10 protein-coding genes and 1 tRNA gene are annotated in these 20695 nt (G+C 57.8%); 6 read left to right on the forward strand and 5 right to left on the reverse strand.

Going from position 1 to position 20695, the window contains the following annotated elements; all coding sequences use genetic code 11:
* The 3 genes from SH410x_RS09450 to pilM form a co-directional block, all read right to left on the reverse strand.
* Nucleotides 1-2088 carry a hypothetical protein gene (locus SH410x_RS09450; RefSeq protein WP_473676257.1) on the reverse strand — a complete coding sequence of 696 codons (2088 nt, stop codon included), beginning with the start codon at nt 2086-2088 and terminating at the stop codon, nt 1-3.
* 132 nt (nt 2089-2220) lie between these two features.
* On the reverse strand, nt 2221-4008 hold the full coding sequence (locus tag SH410x_RS09455; protein ID WP_473676258.1) for a hypothetical protein: 1788 nt from the start codon (nt 4006-4008) through the stop codon (nt 2221-2223).
* A gap of 135 nt (nt 4009-4143) precedes the next feature.
* Nucleotides 4144-6354, reverse strand: a complete 2211-nt coding sequence (gene pilM / locus SH410x_RS09460) for a type IV pilus assembly protein PilM (protein ID WP_473676259.1) — start codon at nt 6352-6354, stop codon at nt 4144-4146.
* 288 nt (nt 6355-6642) lie between these two features.
* On the opposite strand from pilM, the gene SH410x_RS09465 reads away from it, so the two are divergent.
* From SH410x_RS09465 to SH410x_RS09485, 5 genes are all read left to right on the forward strand, one after another.
* Nucleotides 6643-9957: a hypothetical protein gene (locus SH410x_RS09465; RefSeq protein ID WP_473676260.1), complete on the forward strand. Its 3315-nt coding sequence runs from the start codon at nt 6643-6645 to the stop codon at nt 9955-9957.
* Nucleotides 9954-11435 (forward strand): serine/threonine-protein kinase, encoded by a 1482-nt coding sequence (locus SH410x_RS09470; protein ID WP_473676261.1) that lies wholly within the window; start codon nt 9954-9956, stop codon nt 11433-11435. Before SH410x_RS09465 ends, SH410x_RS09470 begins: the two co-directional genes overlap by 4 nt.
* A gap of 47 nt (nt 11436-11482) precedes the next feature.
* Nucleotides 11483-12241 carry an SGNH/GDSL hydrolase family protein gene (locus SH410x_RS09475; RefSeq protein ID WP_473676262.1) on the forward strand — a complete coding sequence of 253 codons (759 nt, stop codon included), beginning with the start codon at nt 11483-11485 and terminating at the stop codon, nt 12239-12241.
* A 574-nt stretch (nt 12242-12815) separates the two neighbouring features.
* Nucleotides 12816-14519, forward strand: a complete 1704-nt coding sequence (locus SH410x_RS09480) for a TolC family protein (RefSeq protein ID WP_473676263.1) — start codon at nt 12816-12818, stop codon at nt 14517-14519.
* A 52-nt stretch (nt 14520-14571) separates the two neighbouring features.
* A tRNA-Gly gene (locus SH410x_RS09485) sits at nt 14572-14644 on the forward strand.
* 257 nt (nt 14645-14901) lie between these two features.
* On the opposite strand, the gene SH410x_RS09490 is transcribed toward SH410x_RS09485, so the two are convergent.
* Nucleotides 14902-16500: a di-heme oxidoredictase family protein gene (locus SH410x_RS09490; protein WP_473676264.1), complete on the reverse strand. Its 1599-nt coding sequence runs from the start codon at nt 16498-16500 to the stop codon at nt 14902-14904.
* A gap of 935 nt (nt 16501-17435) precedes the next feature.
* Between SH410x_RS09490 and SH410x_RS09495 the strand changes: the two genes are divergently transcribed.
* Nucleotides 17436-19214 (forward strand): di-heme-cytochrome C peroxidase, encoded by a 1779-nt coding sequence (locus SH410x_RS09495; RefSeq protein WP_473676265.1) that lies wholly within the window; start codon nt 17436-17438, stop codon nt 19212-19214.
* 340 nt (nt 19215-19554) lie between these two features.
* Here the strand turns inward: SH410x_RS09495 and SH410x_RS09500 are convergent, their stop codons facing one another.
* Nucleotides 19555-20208 carry an outer membrane protein gene (locus SH410x_RS09500; protein WP_473676266.1) on the reverse strand — a complete coding sequence of 218 codons (654 nt, stop codon included), beginning with the start codon at nt 20206-20208 and terminating at the stop codon, nt 19555-19557.
* Between the last annotated feature and the right edge of the window lie 487 nt (nt 20209-20695).

Genomic DNA, 20695 nt, shown 5'->3' on the forward strand with positions numbered 1-20695 from the left:
TTACAGACCGCGTTCTTCGGCAAAAGAGTAAATTCGGTATTCAAACTGATCTCGAACTTCGCTCTCGACACGCAGTCCACCGCTTTCATCAAACATCAAGACCCAACCTGGTTCTGTCAACTCGTCGTTCTCTTCGACGACGCTGAGGGGGCGTCCACCATTGATATCAATGATCGTTGTTCCCGAGAGAACCTCAGCATCCTCGACCTTCTTGATCTCCAAGTTGATCGGATCGATCAGATCGGCAACGCCTTTGTAGCTCATCGTTGAACCTTCGGTCAGGTCCTTTAACCAAACGGGCATCGGCGCGGCGTATTGGATATTGTGGTTTTCGTTGACCATGTTGGCCTTCGGGGGCGACTTGTAGTAGTCGACGGTCTTGCCTGCAATTTGAAATTCTCGCGGCTTGCTTCCCTCAACCTCACCAGCGAACACTCTGTTCAACCCAGGTAGGGATGCCGGCGGACTCGGTTCGCTCCATTCGCTCCACAGTTGGAATTCTCGTTTCTTGTTCTTCTCCGCATTGCTCATCAAGCCTTGAACGCGGGCATAAACGTCCGCAGACAGTGTCGAACTCTTGGGTTGGTGCCCGGGGTTGGCGGGGAAGTTCGGGTCTTGAACGGCATAGCGAAGTCGATAAACGTATTGGCGTCCCGGCATCGGGCTGTTTTTTGCCCCGCGGCGAGCGAAGTCGTAGAACCGCATGATTTTGTATTCGACTGGGTTCTTATCGACAGTGCTCAGACCATAGGCAACACCCATGCCCATCTGCATCCCCATGTCGGAATCCATGCCCATCGAGCCATAACCCATCGATTCGTACATCCCCATATCACCACCCATTCCGCCCATGCCTCCGGCAAGGCTACCTGGGTTAGCCAATTCCATGTCTTCGGCACTCACTTCGCTGGCACTGACTTGTTCTTCAGCGAATTTTTTCCGATCGATTTCTTCGCGTGACACCATGGGAATCAGGGGGTGGAGAGCGAACTTGCCATAGTCACTGAGCAGGATCGGCGGGATGTATCCGGTAATATTCAGATCCCGGTAGTCCATCGGAACAATTTCGGGTGCGAATCCCGCCCAGACAAATGCGGCTCGTTTGAGATCGCTCTCACGGTCGCCGACCTTTACCCAATCTGCGTCGACCAGGTCCCCGACCGCTTTGGTCGTCACGTCGGCTCTTTCGATTTCGTAGTTGAAGTACAGCGGTTGGTCGCGTTGGGGTTCATACCCTTCCGACGCGGCCAGCGCGGCTGAGTAGGATTCGGCAATCTCCTTGTGCGGGATCACTGCGGTGCCAGCGATGAACCAGGCACTCTGAGGTACCGGCTTCTTGGTCCCAGTGGTCTGTGAAGTGGAACTCGATGCGGAGTAACCACGGTTGTAGGTGGGGTCGAGGGTCCGGCCTGCGCCTCTCATGGTCGAGGGACCCATCATGCCGCCCTCCATGCCCATCATGCCGCCGTCCATGCCCATCATGCCACCGTCCATGCCCATCATGCCGCCATCCATTCCCATCATGCCGCCGTCCATGCCCATCATGCCGCCGTCCATGCCCATTTCATCCATCCCCATCATGCCGCGTCCTCGTCGTCGCGGGGGGGGACGTCGAACGGCTTTCTTTTCAATTTTCTCGAGCTTTTCGGCTGGCTCGAGCGTGCTTGCGCTATAGTTACCGCTCGTCGACAAAACCGCATAGGACTCAATGTGCCCGCTGGTGATCAGCGCGCGTGGTGCCAACAGCACTGGATCTTTGCGTCGAATCGAATCGCTAATGTTTTGGGGCACCCACAGATGCTTCGGAACGTAATCCGCGAACGGAATCGGTTCGTTCTTCTTCTTCAACTCCGCCGCGATGTCAAAGATCGGTCGACGTTCGGGGAGAATCTTTTCGGAATGGTCGTCGTCGATTTGCGCGCGCACCTGCTGGGCATCGGTGGCGAGTCTGTCGGGCGCATGCTCCTCTCGCATGTCAGGCAAGCTTAAGCCGCTGTAGACCATCCATGCCGACGCCGCCACGACCAATGCAACGACCATTTTTTCGGCGTGGTGGGTGAAGAAATTTTTGATCTTATCGGCGTCCATGAGTTTTTCCGTGGAACAGAAGCGAGAGGAGAAGAGAGGAGCGGGCGAGGAGAAGAGAGAGGGGGGAAGTCACTGCGGTCGAGAGTCACGAGGCGGTCGTTGACACATTGCCAGCGCCGCCGCCTCAATTCGTTATACCGGATCAGGCACCGGGTTGCCAGCATTTTCCGGGGCCGCTGGGGCCGCCGCCGGGGCTGGAGCCGGAGCCGCCGCCGGAGTTGGAGCCGCAGGCGTGTCAGCGGCCGCTCCCGCCGGTGGGCTGGTGTCGGGTGTGTCTGCTGCGGGGGCGGGAGCCGGAGGTGGCAGAGTCCCATCGGCGGCTGCTGCTGCGGCGGCAGCCTTTTCGCCTTCGACTTTCTCAGCCATCGTTTCGCCGTCAATGATGGTTTCGGCGGTGATCTGTTCCACGCCGAGTTTGTCCTTTTGCGGAGGATTGTAGACGTGAATCAGTCCATAAACCTCGACGTTGACGTCCAGCGGGAACTGGTCGGTCCCTGTGGTTCCATAACCACCACCGCCCATGCCGCCCATGGTGTCCATCCCGCCGCCCATGCTGTCCATGCCGCCGCCCATACCCATGCCCATGCCGCCGCCGCCGCTCATGCCGCCATCCATCCCTCCAGCAGCCGATGCGCTCGGTGCCTCCCCGTTTCCAAAAATTCGGGTTTGGACGACCTCGACCATCAGTGGGGCGCTACCGCAGGCGGCCAACAGGTCAGCGACCGCCCGCTGGTCGATCCGGACCGACATCATCACTGGCACGCGTTTGGCGACTTTCAGAGGTGCATCATCGGGGACGTCACTTTCGAAGGCGCCTCGCAATTCCGATCCCGTGATCGGCTCATGGTCGGGTGTGACGTAGCGGTTGTCAGCAGGGTCGATTTCCTCGACGTCCATGCCGTCCATCCCCATCATGCCGCTGTCCATGCCGCCGTCCATGCCCATCATGCCGCCTTCCATATCCATCATGCCACTGTCCATGCCCATCATGCCGTCCATGCCCATCGCACCGCCGGCCGAGGGCGATGCGAGCACGCCTTCGGAGAACCTGACCATGCGGCCCATCGATAACTGCTTGATTTCACGGATTTTGGCTTCGAACGGCTGTTTGGCATCGCCATTGACGGTCGCGATGATGGCCAGCAATTGGCGGAGGATCCACAGACTTTCTTGCGAGTAATAGACCTCAAGGGTGCTCGGACGCCGGCCCTGCCAAGGAAACAATTCGGTAATCAGTTTTTGCTGGGCCGTCGATGACCAGCGAACCAGAGGCCCCTTGGTAACACCGGTGATGCTGATGTCACGAGGGCCCGCCCCCATGCCCATGCCCATGCCCATATCGCCCATGCTCCCTTCCATATCATATCCGCCGCCCATACCACCCATGCCGCCCATACCGCCGGCTGCTGCTGATTGGCTATCAAACTTTGCTGTCCATTCAGCATCAGCGATCTTGGCGATCTTCGGCAGTGTCTTGTCGATGTACATTCGGTACTGCTGCAAGAGGAACGGCTCCAGCTTTTGATCGTCCGGCGTGGGGAACTCGACGTATAGTTCGATCGGGATTTTTTCGCGGTACTCGTCCTTGAGTTCGTCCGTCAGATCTTCGGGCCACACCAAGATGTCTTTCTGCTTTTCATAGACGTTCGTCCAGGCCTCGAGGACTTGTTCCTCGCGCGTATCGATCATCTCCTCCATTTTCGCGTGCGAGATCGGATTGGGGTGTACGTCAAGTTCGCCCTGCACGCTGCGGACCTTCGCGATATCAGCGCGAATCTTCGACGCCCGGGATTCACTCTCGGCCACCAGTTCCCCGGTGACCGTAAACCAGACGCCCACAGATCCCAGCAGGATCAAGGCAACGGCAATCCAAAAGCCGTACTGCTTGAAGAATTCAATCGCGGGTTTGAGCTGATCCATGGTGACAACAGAAGAAGAGAGAGAAGGGAGATCGGAGACGAGGGAGAGTAATAAGTGGCCGAACGCTTCGCGGTCGGAAGGGTCGATCGCGGAGCGTTCGACTACAAAATCAGACGGTAACTTTCCGCTCGATCCTCAGGGTGTCGTTTCGAGGTCACTGTTGGCAGCGGCTTCTTCGGCAGCGATTGCGGCCGCTTCGGCGGCGGCTTCTTCGGCGGCCATCTTCAGTTCCAGGCGTTCGCTCAGTGGCACCGGCTTCCAGACGACTTGGAAGATGAAGTCCAACCGGAGTTCTTCCAGCGTTGGCGGTTCATAGATGATGGTTTTGCCGTCCGGGCCCGTCATCTCATCGCCCGGCTCGACACCGATCGGCGGCTTGATTTGCGCGGCCATGCTATTGGGATCGAAATCGGGATTTTTGACGCGCGTCAACGTAGGTTGGTTCACGTTCACTTGCAACGGATAGCTGAAACCCATTTGTTGAGGTGTGAACGTTAGCTTTTCCCCATTGGGCGAGGTCAATGAAATCTCTTTCTCAAGGAAATTGGTGGTCAGAGTCCGGCGGACGTGGTTGGCACCTTCAAAACCCATCCGTTCAGCGCTGTTGTAGTAATGGTAGCCCTTGAGCTGGATCACCCATCCCGCCTCGGTCGGCCCTTCATCGGGCGCCGCGGGCGTATCGCTCGCGGCGGCATCGGCTGCTGCGACACTCCCGTCGGCGGCGGGGACGCCCGGTAGTTTGCGTTTCATTTGCCGCGTCCAGTCATTCATTTCCTCTTGGTACCGTTTGGCGACATCTTCGGTGTACCACTCGGTGAGATCGTCGAAGTGTTTGCTATCGATCGACGTGACATAGATATCCTTGCGATCCTGCAGCGGCTTCTCGCGTGGAGAAGGCATTTTACCGTCGGGGTACTCTTCACGAGGAATCATCAGGTTGACCGCTTCGAAGACCTCCAACCACAGCAATCGCTCGTCATTATTGCCCGTGATTTCCTTGCCGAGTTGGTTAAGGAACATCAACCGGCTTTCCAAGTCAGCGTCTTTGGACTTCTCACCGGTGCTGTAGGTCGACATTTGAGCGACGGCACCGGTTGCCGACTTCCAGATGTCGTCGGTGGTCGTGGCCCAGGATCGCTGGGTCATGAAATATTGGACCGTGGCCCCTAATAACAGCGCGCTCAAGCCCACCAGTGCCCATGGTTTTTTGGCACGAATCATTCGCTGTGTCAGGATTTCTCGCGGCACAAGCGACGTGTGGACTTGGGCCATTCCAAGTCCCTGCAGGCACAGTCCGTAGCACACCGCGAAGGTCGGCGCATTATCTCGGAACGTGGGGATGGACAGGACATCATCACCACTGAGGCGATTGAATCGATCGAGAATGTGGACTTCGTAGCCCAGGTTTTTACCCAGATAAGCAGCCAATCCGGGCATTTTGACGGTGTTGCCGGTGACCAATAGCTCGGTGATGTTGGCCTTCTTGTCGATGCCGCGGAAAAATCCAATGGACCGCTGCACTTCGGTGACGAGATCATTGAAAACCGGCCGCATCGTTTGGAAGATCAGTTTTGGATCGACCGCTTCGCGCGCATTGCGTTTGAGATGCTCGGCTTTGGCGAACGTCAGCTTCAAATCTTTCGTCAGCTGGCGGGTGAAGTGATTGCCCCCGATGGGCATGCTGCGCTGCCAGATCCGAAATCCGTTGGTAATGATCAGGTCGCTCGAATCGGTACCGATCGACAGGATGACCGTCGAAGTCGGTGGATCGTCAATATCAAACTCTTCGGTTTCCAGACGCTCCTGCATGCGATCAAACGCGATCGCGTTGTAGATCGCGATCGGGGCGAGCTGGACGAGTTCGACCTGCGCATCGGCGTCGTCAAAGGGAGCGAGCTGGCGATAGGCCTGCTCGCGTTTCATCGCAAAGAGCCCGACTTCACTTTCGAGTGCGTAGCCTTCTTCGACCTGGGCACCGGGCATCATCTGGTAGTCCCAGATCACATCCGACAATTCGAAGGGGATCTGTTGTTTGGCCTCGTAGCGAACAATGTCCGAGATTTTTTTGACGTCCACCGGCGGTGGCTTGAAAAATTTCGACAAACCGCTCTGGCCCGGCACGCTCATGCAGACGTGATCGCGAGCCGTTTCATTTCGTTCGAACAGCTCCGTCAGCGCATCGGCGATCAACTCATCCGGATTGGCATCCGGTTGACTGAGGATTTTCGGATATTCGATGAAATCGAACTGGTCAGCGATAATTTCATCGCCTTTTTTGATGCAGTGAAGCGCTTTGAGGGCACTTTGACCGATTTCGATTCCCCAAACGCCGGCGGAGCCTGCCATAGATGTCTTTCGAGAGAAGTTGAGGTGGAGAAAAGGAAACGTAGTTATTACGTTTGAAATAGCGAATAGTTTCCGCTGCCAGGGAGGTGCCAGCGGGGAGGAATTCCGATTAGTATCACATTTTCCTCCTTCTACGTCAAATTTTAGTCGCTCATGCCGCCTTTTGCTGAGTGCTGCGTCATAATTCCGTGCAGCACGATCGAAGATTTCCCTTCCCAACTCGATTCTGCCGGTGCGCGAAGTCTGTTGGGCGGTCTCACGGCCGCCTGGCACCCTCGTCTGATCGCAGTGACTCGGCGTACGCCGAGCTGGCATCGCAGCGACGAGGCACCGCCACCGATCCGTGTGCCCATCGCGGCGGAGCCCCCAGACGCGGCGGGTCCCCCAGACGCGGCGGGGCCCCCCAGCGGGGTGCCGTCGTCGGAACATCCCGCTGAAAATGCGGCTGCGGAATCGACCGCCGGTGATGCTGTGGCGGGCACGTCCACGGGTGACACCGATCCCGCCGTGACCACGCCGCCTGCATCGCCGAGCCCGCTGCGGCGTCTGCTGATCATTCCCGAGGTATGCGTCTCGACATTGCCTGCAGAGGTTCGCGAAGGCATCGACCGCGATGCGGTCTCGCTGCATGACTTGCCGACTCCACAAGATCCTGCGTTTAACGCTGCCTGTGAGGTGCGCGTTCGCGTTTCGAGTCGCAGCGATGCCCTGGAGAAATTGGTCGGGGCGATCGGAATGTTCTCCGCAGCGGACGACCCATCGGCATGGTCCCGCGAAAACTCGCTGGGGACCTCGGGTACCGAGTCGAACCATGGCATGGATGAACGGGACTTTTTTGCGTTGGGCTACATGTGGTGGCAAACGCAGATTCTCACGCGGCGACTGCGCTACACCAGCAATCTTGATCAAGTCTATTTCGAAACCCGACTCGTTGCCGCCGCGGAAGAGTATGTCGCTGGCAACGTCCAGGCAGCGACAGACGCGTTGCACGATTGTTACGACGCGCTGGCCGAAGAACGCGATCATTATTTCTCATCCGATCCAGCCATTGTCGACCTCACGCTGCTGACCCCCAATACCTTGGACAGCTGGATCGACGGTCTTTCACGTCGTTCGCCGAGCATGGACGGCGATGCCGTTGCGACCGGGCGGACGGGACTCGCGACACCGGAGAATATTCTGGTCGATGAATCCGTTGCTGCTGCGATCTTGGCAGGTGACGATGATCGTCGCGAGCGGTTTCGCGCGTGCTTGAAATTTGCGGAGGACGGAGCCTCGCATGAACCCATTGGCTGGTGCGGTGGTGGTCCGGCGAGTGATTTCGCGTTTGATGCAAGCTCCATCGCAACGTCCGAGCGGCGGATCGCTGAATCGGTCAAAACGGTGCAAGCCTGCGGCGCCGCACCGCTGACGGTCTACGCGCGGTTGGGGGGAGGTGTCGCGGGTGAATGGGTTCCCGCGATCGCCGCCGCTGGTTTTGGCGGAATCATCCCCATCGATTTCCTCGGCGGTCGTGGTTACGACGATGAATCGAAGGTGTTGTTGGGCGAGGGGGAGTACGAAATCGAAGCGTTAACGGCCAAGCCGATTGATGCTAACGATGAAAAATCATTCCTCACCCTGTCCGCTTCGTTGGGCGAGGCGATTGATCGAGGTGAGATTGCCACGGCCCTGATGGCCCATTGGCCGGGTGGTGGCTGCGATAGTTTTCATGACGTACGGCGGGCCGCTTCGTGGTCATTGTGCCTGGGTAAGTTCTGGCGTATCGATGAGTATTTCACGGACGGCGAGCGGCCCTTTCATCATGGTGCGTCGCCCCACACGGCGCCCGCTCCGGTGCAGACGGTGGGTGATTTGTTCGAGCGTCGCGTCCGACTGGCCGCTGACCTGCAATTCCAACTCGACCAGAATTTACGCGGCTTCGCGGCGTTGCTGGCCCCGTCAACCTTCGTGACCAAGTCATCGATGACATCGATCTCGGGGGAGACTGCCGGGGGTGTCGAGTCTGAATGGTCTCAGCAGATTGCGACCTCACTGGGATTTGCCGTCGCTGCGGCGCCCGGTGGCGCTGCGGTGGCCCCTGAGAACATTTTGTTACTGCATCCTGCCCATCCCGCTGCGCGGACGAGCCAGACTGTCGCGGGCAAGGTCTCGGCAAAAACCGCTCCGATCTTTCATGCCGAGTCCTCGGGTGCGACGACGCAACTGGTCGCCGATGTGCCCGCCTGGGGATTTGCTCTGGTTGGCGCTGCGGCAACGAAGCAAGCTGGCGACGATGCAAACTCACCCTCGACGGTGCAAAACGTCATGCGGTGGTTTTCGGGCGGTGCTCGCAAAATGATTGAAGGCAATCAGTTCAGCAACGAGTTCATGGAGGTGACCATCGATCGACGCCACGGCGGCATCGATGCGGTGTATAGCGGACCGGGACGCGGCAACCGTTTTTCGATGCGCCTGCTGCTCTCGCCGCGTTCGAAAATCGACCCCGAAAGTAAAACGGACGCGACCGCATCTCAGTGGCAAACCGTTTGCACGCGATTGGAAACGATCGAGGACACACGTCATCGAGCGGTGATCGGCCTGGCCGGCGAATTTCGACTCGGTCCCGAGGAGTCTAGCGACGCGGACTCTCCCACGACTGACTCGACCCATCGCCGCCCGGTCAAGTGGCAGGCTCAATACTGTCTCCAACGGGGCAGTCGACGGCTGCTCTATCGGGTCCGGTTCGATACCGACGTCGCCCCTGAGACGTCGATCGCCGACGCGTGGAAATCGAGCCCCGTTTTGAGAATGGCGATGGCCGAAACCGCTCCCGTCGTCAGGTCGATCTCACGCGAGAAATTGATCCGTACGAGCGCTCGTTCGTTCACGTCTTCGCTCGGGTTTGTCATTGACGAAGAATCACGCAGCACGCTGATCGCCTGCCAGGGACCGGCGGTACATCGCCGTTGTGGTGATCGGTTTTTCGATACGCTGGTGGCTGCGGAACGACCCCGTTCGGCTGGTCGACAGGGACCGGCGGAGCGGCCGGGCGACAATGCGAACCTGTTCGGACCGGCGGACCGGCCGGACGACAATGGGGAGTGGACGCCTTGGGAGTCGTTTTCGTTGGGGTTCGATGTCCGGCAGTCGGTCGCCTCGGCTAAGTCGTTTGCCTTGGGTGACCGTGTCTGCGCTGTACCGGTAAAGATGGTTGCCAGCGGTTCCCCGTCGCGGCCGGCCGCCGCGCCGACGCAGCGAGGCTGGTTGATGCATCCCTCGCCGATATCGCTCGATGTGCAGGTGGTCAGTGTGGGCCGTGTGACCGGGATCGACGACGGACCGGACTGCATGGCGCTGCATTTGCGGATCATCCAAACCGCCGGCCGGTCGGTCGCAGCAAGTCTCCGGTTCTGCCGCGATTTGCATTCGGCGTACGAGGTCTCGTCGCTCTCACGCCCATTTGAAAACGGTCCGACGCCTGGGGAAATGTCCCTCTCGCAACTCCAGGAAATTTCCAATCCCGAGTCGATGGCGTGCCAGGGAGATCGGGTTTCTTGGTCGCAACGCAGCCATGGTGTGGTTCACATCATCGTGTTGTTCCCACTTAACAATCCAGCATGAGTTCACCCCTGCCCGCCGATTTGGTGTTCCGTGAAGCGGCTTTGCTGAGCGAGTTGGTCAACGAGTCCCAGTGGCGTGCTGCCGCCTCCGAGGTCAAGCAAGACCGTAAGGAAGCGGGGGCACCACCGATCTTATCGGAACAGGATCGCAAGGATGTGTGTGGTGAGATCGCAACGGTCTTGATCCGCGATCAAGTGATCACGCCCTATCAGGCAACTCAATTGCGGGCGGGCCGCACGAAGTTAACGCTCGGTCCCTATGTGGTGACGGAGTTCCTTGGCAAAGGTGGGATGGGGCAAGTCTATGGTGGCGTCCATGAAATCATGGGGCGTCGCTGTGCGATCAAGGTGCTGCCGTTGGACAAGTCCGACGATCTGGCGCGGGAGAGCTTCCAGCGTGAGATTCGTTTGCAGGCGTCGTTGGATTGTCCCTACCTCGTCCGTGCGTTCGATGCCGGCCGGGAAGGCAGTGTGCATTTCCTCGTCACCGAGTACGTGCCGGGGACCGACCTGCGGCGATTGGTCAAAGAAAGTGGGCGGTTGTCGGTACAGCAAGCCGCGTCCATCGTCGCGCAGGCCGCCGCGGGGTTGGCCTACGCTCACGAATCCGGATTAATTCATCGCGATGTCAAGCCAGCGAATATTCTGGTGACGCCGGACGGGCATGCGAAGGTTGCTGACGTGGGATTGGCGGCACTGATTTCGAGCCCAGACGACGATCCACGAGCGGGGAAAGTCGTCGGGACCGCTGACTATCTCGCACCCGAACAAATCCGCACGCCGCATCAAGTCGGACCGCAGTGCGATATTTATTCACTCGGCTGCACGCTGTACTACGCGATCACGGGCAAGGTGCCATTTCCCGGGGGGGATTCGCGAAGCAAGTGCAAGCGTCATCTCACCCAAGCGCCTTGGGATCCGCGCCGGTTCGCCCCGGAGTTGTCGGACTCGTTTGTCGAGATCATCGCGGACATGATGGAGAAGGACGTCGACAAACGGGTTCAATCCGCCAACGAAGTCGTGCGTCGGCTGAGCCCTTGGGCATCAATGCAACCCGATGAAGGCGAATCCTGGCTGGCTGAACGTGGAATCGAATTGGCCGATGAACCGGAGCACGCGGCCCCCTCGGCCGTCGTGGGGCCGGCACCGCATCGTTTGGGGGACGATCTCTCGTGGAAGACTGCGACGGGTGAAACGGGCGGTGCCAGCATGAGCAATCCTGATGTGCTTCTGGAAGAATACCCTGCGTCATCGGGCGCGTTGTCGAGTATCACGAGTGATCCAGCGCCGCCGGTACCCGATCAAAACGGCGACCAGGAACATCATCTCCAGGGACGATCGGTGCCCCCCGTGCCACCACCACCGGCCGCTCGCGAGCAGCCGATGGTAACACGCACGACATTGTGGGTTGCCGTTCTGTTTGCGATCTTACTCAGCGGCGTTGCTGGCTTTGTACTGGGGATGTTTTTGCAGGTATGATGGGATGATGTTTCCGTTTCACACCCCCTCCCTCACCATCGGTTTTTATGACCATGACCATCGACCGTCGAAGTTTGTTTCAAACCACCGCCGCTTCCATTCTTGCCGGAGCGGCGAGCCAATTCGCCGGGCCAGCCTCTGCCGCGGCCGCTGATTCGAGCGAGACACCACTCGCTAACGGAGCGACAGTACTGTTCCAGGGTGATTCGATCACCGATGCGGGACGCGATCGCTCCCGCGGCGGTGCCAACGATCCGCGGGCGCTCGGTAACGGCTATCCGATGTTGATCGCCGCCGGTCTGCTGCGAGATCACGCCGCCCAAAATTTAAAAATCTACAACCGTGGTATTAGCGGCCACAAGGTACCGGACCTCGCGGCGCGGTGGGAGAAAGATTGCGTCGACCTGAAACCGGACGTGCTGAGCATCCTGGTCGGCGTGAACGATATTTGGCACAAACTCAACGGGAAATACGACGGCACCGTGGCGATTTATGAGTCTGGTTTCAAGGCTCTGTTGGAAGAAACGCAGGCCAAACTTCCAGGCGTTCGGATCGCCATTTGCGAACCCTTTGTGCTGCGCTGCGGCGCGGTCACTGACAAGTGGTTCCCTGAGTTCACCGAGCGGCGTGAAGTGGCTCATAAGGTCACACAGGAGTTATCGCTCGAGTGGGTGCCCTTTCAAGAGATGTTTGATGAAGCGATCAAGATCGCACCCCCAAACTATTGGGCCGGCGACGGCGTCCACCCCACCCTGGCCGGCCACGCCCTGATGGCCGAAACCTGGCGTCAAACGCTCGGACTGTGAAACCAGGTCTGGGCCAGTGCTTGCCTCAGCGCATGCGCCCACGCAGCAGAACGGTACCGGCCGAAACGCGATTTTCGTCATCATTGAACTGGTGATGCTCCTCTCGTATTTCAGGGTTCGCTGAGCGTTTGAGCACATTCGATCAAGTCTTTCCGGTGCACCGTGTGGGTCTGGTTTACCGTGTGGGTATCGCCCCATGCGGGTATCGCCCCGCAGCGGCGACGCGAAACGCGGGCCCATTGGGCCGCTGTTGAGTGAGTGATGCCGAAGTTGATACCCACTGGAAATCCCACCCCCGGGAACGAACGTTTTCCTGCGTTCGGGGGAGCACCCGCTGACCCGTTGTCTCCGGCCCACTCATCTGCCAAGCAGGCGGATGTGATGGGGGTTGCACTTCGGGGTGATTTTGTTCACTGCACCAAGGTTTTCGGGGGCGCCTTCCGGACAACCCTCACGACCGAACTCTGTTGGGGTGCAGGGGATTCGGTTCGCAGCGGTTTGTCTTGATATCCAACATGTACCGCGTCGATGGGCCATACAGGCTGGTCGACTTAAACACATGGAGGTGTATCGGATGACAGCATTATTGAAGACCGGTGTTTCAAACCGACGGACCAAGCGTTCTTTGCTGCTGGCCGCCCTGGGGCTGACCACCACACTGAGTTTCGCGACGGGATGCACATCGGTGCGCCCGCATGGCGTGTTTTCTGATCCGACGCCGGTGGAGGTTGACGCGAGTACCAGCGATGTCAAATCGTCGCCGTCACCCGCACCTCCGCCAGAAAGCGTGTCGCCAGCCCCGCCAACGCCCGCGGTCAATCCGGTTGGGTATACCGATGAGGTCGTGATCGCTCCCTTGGATGCGCCGGCTGGTGGGTTGGTCGAGTCCGACCAAAACGGCGAGGCCACCACACCGGACGAAATGCTCACCTCGTTCAGCGATTTAATTGCGTTGAATTCGGATCTAGCGACGATCGGTGCGGGGACCACGGGGGCCACGGGGACCATGGGGGCCATGGGGGCCATGGGGGCCGATGGCGGCGATGCTTCGCTGGAGCCGGTCGAGGGACTCTCGCTCGAAGCGATTGAGTCCATTGCGCTCTCAAACAATCCGACCATCGCCGAGCTCGTAGCCACGACGCAAAAAGCAGCCGGTTTCAAGACTCAGGTCGGTCTGCGAGTGAATCCCACCATCGGCTATAACGGCAATCAGATCGCCGACCAGAAGACCGATCAGCACACCGTGTTTATCTCTCAAACGATCATCACCGCGGATAAGTTGCAGCTCAACCGCAACGTGCTCAACGAGGCGTTGCGGACCCAGTTACTCCGGCTCGAGGCTCAAAAGTACCGAGTGGCGACGGATATTCGCATCACGTTCTACACTGCCCTTGCCGCTCAGCGGCGTCTCAACCTGATTCGAGATTTCCAATCTGTCGCCGACAAAGGATTGGAACTTGCGGAATTGCGTAAGAAAGGTCAGGAGGGGTCGCAACTCGATGTGGTGCAGGCAGAGGTGCAGAAGAACGAAATTGACCTATTACTGCAGCAGGTAGAGATTCGTTACCACGCTGCGTGGCGAGAGCTCGCGGCGCTGGCCGGACGCCCCGATTTGCAACCCGTTCCCTTGGTCGGCAAATTGCCAACGAGCGCCGCGGATTTGGACTGGCAGGAGGTGGCAGCGATGATGGTCGTCTCCAGTCCCGAGTATCGGGCCGCCCAAGCCAAAGTCTCTCAGGCGAGAGCCAATATCACCCGCCAAGACGTCCAGAAAATTCCCAACTTGGATATAAATCTCGGTGCCGGATCCGACCAGGCGACCGGGACGGGGTTGATCAACTTCGTCGTCGGGGCACCGATCCCGGTGTTCAACCGGAACCAGGGGAACATGTCCGCGGCACTGGCTGAATATGTCAGGGCGAGCCGAGAAGTGGAGCGGGTTCAAAACTCGATCAGGCAGCGTCTGGCGTTGGTCTCGAGCGACTATGGGTCGTCGCGGGTGGCGGTCGACCGCTATTCCAGACTGATTCTCCCCAATGCTGCTGAGACGCTCAAACTGGCCGAAATCGCGTACAAGGCCGGTGAGACGAGCTTCGTTCAAGTGCTGGTGGCACGGCGGACTTACTTCGATACAAACCTGCAGTATCTCTCCGCCCAAGCTCTTCTGGCCCAGTCCCGGGCCCGTGTCGATGGATATGTGCTGACGGGTGCATTGGACCCCGTAATCGATGGCAGTGGTGATGCAAGTTTGCGTGGCGAAGCACTTAGCCAGCAGTAGGTGCGATGTGTGACTACAATTGAGCACTGCATTGCGAATGCAGTGCTCAGATGCGGGTGTAACTCAGTTGGCAGAGTGACAGCTTCCCAAGCTGTATGTCGAGGGTTCGAATCCCTTCACCCGCTTTTGCGAGACGACGGACTGTTCGTTGTGAGATCACAGCGGCTCTGCGGAGCGTGATTGCGCTTCTCCAATTAGGGACAGAGCACTTCTCACTCGCAATTGCCTGCCTGCGGTGAATGCGGGCTGTGCCGAGGATACGACGGCTAGGGGGCGTGCGAGTTTTTGTGGATGTCTCCGTCGTCAAAGTGCTATGTCCCCTCAGCATCTCTGCCCTATGCGTCTGTGACGTTCGGGTGATCCCGTTTGAATGCTTTCCGTTTCATGGTGCGGTGAGCGATTCTAGAAACGCCAACAAGCTCTGCCGTTCCTCGAACGACGAGTTCAGGAATCGGTCGCGCGTTCCCGCCGCTTCACCATCATGCATGGCGATAGCTTCCAGAAGGGTTTCGGCGCGGCCGTCGTGCCAATAGGGAGCCGAGTCACGCACGCCCCAGAGCGGTGCAGTGCGCCACTCTTGATTGAATTTGGTGGCTTGCAAATTCATCTGTTCTCGGAGTTCGATTTTCGCAATCGCCTGAGTTGGCCTCATCGCGAGGACCGACTTTTGGATCGCCACAGTGTTGTTCTTGGTGTCGGGATTGATCTGTGAATCGATCAACCGAAACGCCTTCTGCGCGGTTGGCTGTGAGGGTGCATAGAAACTGAAGGCGGGGCCGATGACCGTTCCCGCTGAACCTTCAGACACAATGGAACTCACACCACCATAGTATTCGGAGAAAAACCCGGTCGGTCTGGGGGGGATGACTCCGACTTCGCGGGTGACGAGTTCGCGACTGATGACATAGGGTTCGGCGTGGCTAAGGTCAATCGAGTCTGCTCCCATATCGTGTAGCAACAAATCGCTGTAGAGCCCATTGGCTGGCAGCATGTCGCGAACATGGCACACATTGCAACCAACCTGATTGAATAATGCCTCTCCACGATGAACGACTGCGGTAGCCATCGGGTTACTTGGTAGCGATTGTTTCGGCGATGGCAATGCGGCAACAAACTGGTTCAGCATCTGAAGTTGTTCGTCGCTAATATCGTGCGCTTTGTTTTGATAGCCTCGGATCGTCGAGTCCTGTGTCTGCATCCTTCGGCGAGTTTGCAGGCCCATTTCGTTGGCACAGGCCTGGTCGTTGAATTCCATGAGCGTGGCGACGTTCGCCCGCCATCCGAATTTGCCGTATCGACTGGTCGTGCTCAGGGTCGAGGGTCGGCCGCTAATTTCAGGGTGCTGCTGTTGTAACCGCACCTGGCGGTCGAGCAACGTATCGGCAACTTGGTCGATTAAACCGCTACCGAAGAGCGCTGTCGTATTCCGGCTATACAAGCGTGCTGCAATGCGAATATGCAACCCATTGACGTTCTGCTCAAAGAGAATGGGCGTGCTGTTGGCAATGCGGACTTCTGCTGCGTCGGTGGCGCCACCATCGGCGTCGAACACTGCGGACGTCGTTTCGGTAAGGGCGCTACGGAGTCGCTGCAGCGTTTGGCTACCACCATGATGCGGTAGCGTCAACACATTCACCACATTTCCGTCGGCCCCGACAAACCCCGGGTGAAACTGCGATACCAACTTGGTGACTTTTCCCGCGGTCACCCCGCGACCGTACACCTCCAGCGAGTCAATACCGATTGAATTGGCGTTGAACGCCGCTTCACCAGCGCCGCCAATCCCGCCTTGTTGATGGCATGTCGCACAAGATGAAGCATTGAACAACGGCCCGAGACCATCCCCGCCCAGAGCCGGGCTCTGGGGCTCCCACTGGCGTGTGAAGAGTTCTTGACCGCCTGCGAGCATATGAGGCGAAACCGCCCAACCAAGAGCCGGTGTGAAAGCGAGTGCGAGGAACGCGAAATAACAAATTTTCATCTTACTGCCTTTCGAAGCGATGATGATCGTGTTCGCCTGAGGACTGCCCGTACGAATCTACAACGGAGGCGCTGTTGTAGGCATCGAAACCAAAACTTCCACATCGCGAGGACGCCCCACAAACCGGTTCCTTCATACGGGCTGTGGTTGCCATTGCCGCGCCCGACATGAGCACCAGACCATAGCGAGAAGCAGGGAGTTGCATTCAATCGCACCGAAACGAAGAGGAGGAAACGCATCGACGAACAACGCTCCCACCCCCCGTTGTACCCGATCAAACCGTCGCAAACAAATAAAATAAAGCGAATTGGTGACCACGCGAATTACGGTCCAAGTGCAGTGAGGCTTCTTGGCTGCCCGTGGCAGCAGCGTGGGGCGAATTGATCATGCCGTACTTCGTCGTCGCGCCCCGCTCCCTTGTGCCCCCCACGACGGGGTTGAAGTGCAAAGAGGAGCCCCCGCTTTATGCACCGACTTCCGTTTATCCCAGCTGACGCAGGCCGGCCATTCGCCGCTCCCCACGCTCGCATCCCAGTCCTCCAGGGCGCCCCAGCCTTCTAGATCGCCTCAGTCTTCCAGGGTGCCTCAGCGACGAAATCGCGGTGCGTCCCTTACTCACTCCCTTTCTGCTTTTCACACGGAGCGGCGCTGCAATCGTTACTAAGTGTTGGAATTTTTAATCGTTAATTGATTGCCTGCATGGTCTCCCCCGCATACACTGAAACGCAGTCCCTCGTAAAAGGGGTGTCATGGTAGTTGTCGGGAAGGGTGTGTGTCGGTGATGATCCTCTTCTCTCATTCTCAAAACAGATCATCGCGAACAACGGAGATGCGTGGTTATTATGCGTACCAACAGTCAACACCCGGTTCTGGGCTGCCTTAGAGGCATGCTGCAATTTCCCAACGGAAGCGTTAAGCGACCCCGACTCCTTGTCATGGCGATGGCAGTCTTTATTGCTGCAGGGGTGACAACTCCGCGTCACGTTCACTCGGCGGAGTTGGTTTACATGAACCAAGGGCCGACGTGGACCACTGTCTCCCGCGCCGATTTCTACACGCGAGATCAAGGCTCCCAGCTGATCCCCTACGCCTGGCTGATGGCGCTGACGCAGGCAGATGGGCAACCCTTTCTTGCCGATGCCCTCGGACGTTACGGCTATTTGCCCAACCCAGGTAATCCTGATGGCTTACCGGTCGGCTTTACGAGAAGCGGTCGATATGCGGGCTTGAACTGCGCTGCGTGTCACACTCGGCAGATCAGTGTGAATGGTCAGGAGTATCGGATTGATGGCGGACCGGCGATTGTTGACGCACAGGGTCTGTTCAGCGGACTCGACGCCGCCGTCAAACGCGTGTTGGCGTCGGATGCCGGTTTCCTCATGTTTGCCAAGAAGGTTCTCGGACCGCCCGATCCGACGGCCGATGAGGTCGTTCATTTAAAGGAGGAGGTGCAGGCCTGGTTTTTACGATACGACACGCTGATGACGCATGCCTTGCCGGCCGAGTCGTGGGGACCGGGCCGAATGGATGCGGTCGGCATGATTTTCAATCGGCTGACCGGTCTCGACATCGGTCCACCACCGAGCCACCTTCTGGCGGATAACATCCGGCCGGCGGATGCACCCGTGCGGTACCCTTTCCTCTGGAATGCCGCGGTTCAGGATAAAACGCAGTGGCCGGGATTTGCCGACAACGGCAGCGATATCCTGGGGCTCGCCCGCAACCTCGGCGAGGTTTACGGAGTGTTCGCGGAGTTTTATCCACAGGATGACTTCTTCAAACTTTCCGGCGTGAATTTCCTCCAATATAATTCCGCGAATTTCGATGGTCTCCGCAGGCTGGAGGACTTGATTAAGAACATTGGACCACCGAAATATCGCTGGCCGATCGACGAGCATCTCAAGGTACAGGGCAAGCAAATTTTCGATCGACCCACCGTTCAGGGCGGCTGCATTGAGTGTCACGGCCAGCAGCCGGGCAAGACACGGTTCTTCAATAACAAGACCTGGGCAACACCGCTGATGGATGTCGGCACCGATTCACGAGAGTACGAAATACTGGGCTGGACGGCGACTTCAGGCGTGCTGGAAGGAAAAAACATTCCGTTCCTTACGGAGAAACTGAAGCCGACCGACGCTTCGTTCAAAATTCTGGCCTTTTCCGTACTAGGCTCAATCATCCAGCATGAATCCAATGGGATTCTGCTGATGCAACAGGAACAACTCGCTAACGATGCGAACGAAGATACGAAATCGCAAATTAAAATCCGTGTCGACAAAGAACGCGACAACTTCAAACTACCGCCGCAATTGCAAGATCTGAAAGGGGCGTTTATCGATCCGTCGAAGGACGAATCAAAGTTGAGGGCAACACAGTTGCCGACAAACCTGGTGACAACGAGCGAATTCGTCTACGAGTCGCGAGTGTTGGAGGGGATCTGGGCAACCGCGCCCTATCTGCACAATGGTTCTGTGCCAACCCTCGCAGATCTCTTGGAGCCTGCGGCGAATCGTCCGACGAAGTTCAAAATTGGACCCAACTACGACATCGATAAGGTGGGCTTGGCAAAGAATCAAACCAAGTTTGGCAATCAGATTCTGAACTCGGATCCCAACGATCGGAATTCAGGCAACTCGAACTGTGGTCATGAATTCGGGACGAACCTGACACCGCTCGAGAAAAAAGAGTTACTCGAGTATCTGAAGACGCTGTGAGCCCTCAGTAACATTTCGGTCCGTGTTCGTTGGAGACGCCGTCTTACGATGCTGAGCCGAATGCCGTGAGGCATCGGGTAACGCGAGGCACCCGGTCGCTCATGCGACTCGGCTCAAGAAATCAACCGCCCGTTAGCGACGGTTCTCGCATTGAATCGGGGCTAACGGGCCAAGCGGCTAACGGGGGTATGAAGAATGAATTCCCCAACTTTGCTTAGGAATTGTGGTCGCACGCTCCGCGGTCGACCATTCCGACCGCGGAGCGTGCGGCCACTTATTTTCGGCTCGTTCCTTCAGTCGAAGGACTTCGATCTTTTTGACGCTCACGCGAAAAAGATGGTTAAAACGCGAGGCTGGCTCCGAAAATTACCGCATGCAAGTCCGGGTTGACTGTGTATGTGCGGTCATAACTCAGCTTTTCTTCCCCGAAGTTGCTGTATCGGTATTCGCTTCTGAGACGCCAACGCTGGGAAACAGCGTACTCAACACCTCCACCGAACGTTCCACCCGTCAGTGTTTTTTCGTCGCCGAAATTGAGGCCCGACGCGACGACTCGAGTGAATCCATCGTAGTCGGCGAACGCAAATCCAGCGGTACCAAAGAGCAATACTCGGTCAAATGCGAAGCCAAATCGTCCGCGAACCGAAGCATTCCAGTCAGATGAGGCTCCGCAGACAAATGCGGGATTAAAGCAAGGCGATGTGGCATCGAGATCAGTCAAGGTGTAGTCCATCTCGATCCCATAGACGGCTTTTCCTTTCTGACGATTGATCCCACCGTGAACACCGCCCGAAAATCCGTCGGAATCCTTTTGAATGTGGTTTATCGCATCGGAGTTCGGGTCGAAGAACGACCACCCTCCTTGCAGACCCACGTAGGCACCGGACCAGTCGTAGTCACAGTCACAGTAGTCCCGTCCATCAGCATCGCAACTGGAATCACATTTCGAGGCACCAAAAAAGAGTGGTTGTTGCGCATGCCCAAAATTTGACATCGCAGAGACACTCAGAAGTAGTCCGCCGAGAGCAGCAAGACATTTTGAGAATGAGTTTTGATGAAGCTGTACCAGCATCTTATTCTTCCGTTGAATGAGGATTGTCGATCCGTTAACGTGAACCAGACGACTGGACCGGTACGATCCGGTGAGTTTCTCCGCAGTCGCGTAGACAATTCGCCCTGCTCACACCTCACTAGTTTCGCGAAAATAGGTGTGCGAATCTAGGATTTCGTGTGGTCGCGTCCTAACCCAAATAATCATCCGCACCCAGATATCCAGCAAAAAGCGGGTAGAGTGAACCGTTGGTCTTCCATTCATGCCCCGCAGAATGCGGCCACTGAGGAGCATCTGGGGTTGTCATCCGAGTTTCCAATCGTCGGCCCAGGAGCGGCCGCCGATGGAATCGAAACGGGGTATTTTCGGAGGGGGGCAGGCCGAAGATCGCCCGCGTGGGTTGGCCACGGGCACAATGCCCACCTTGCCC

The organism is Rhodopirellula sp. SH410 (assembly GCF_055811895.1).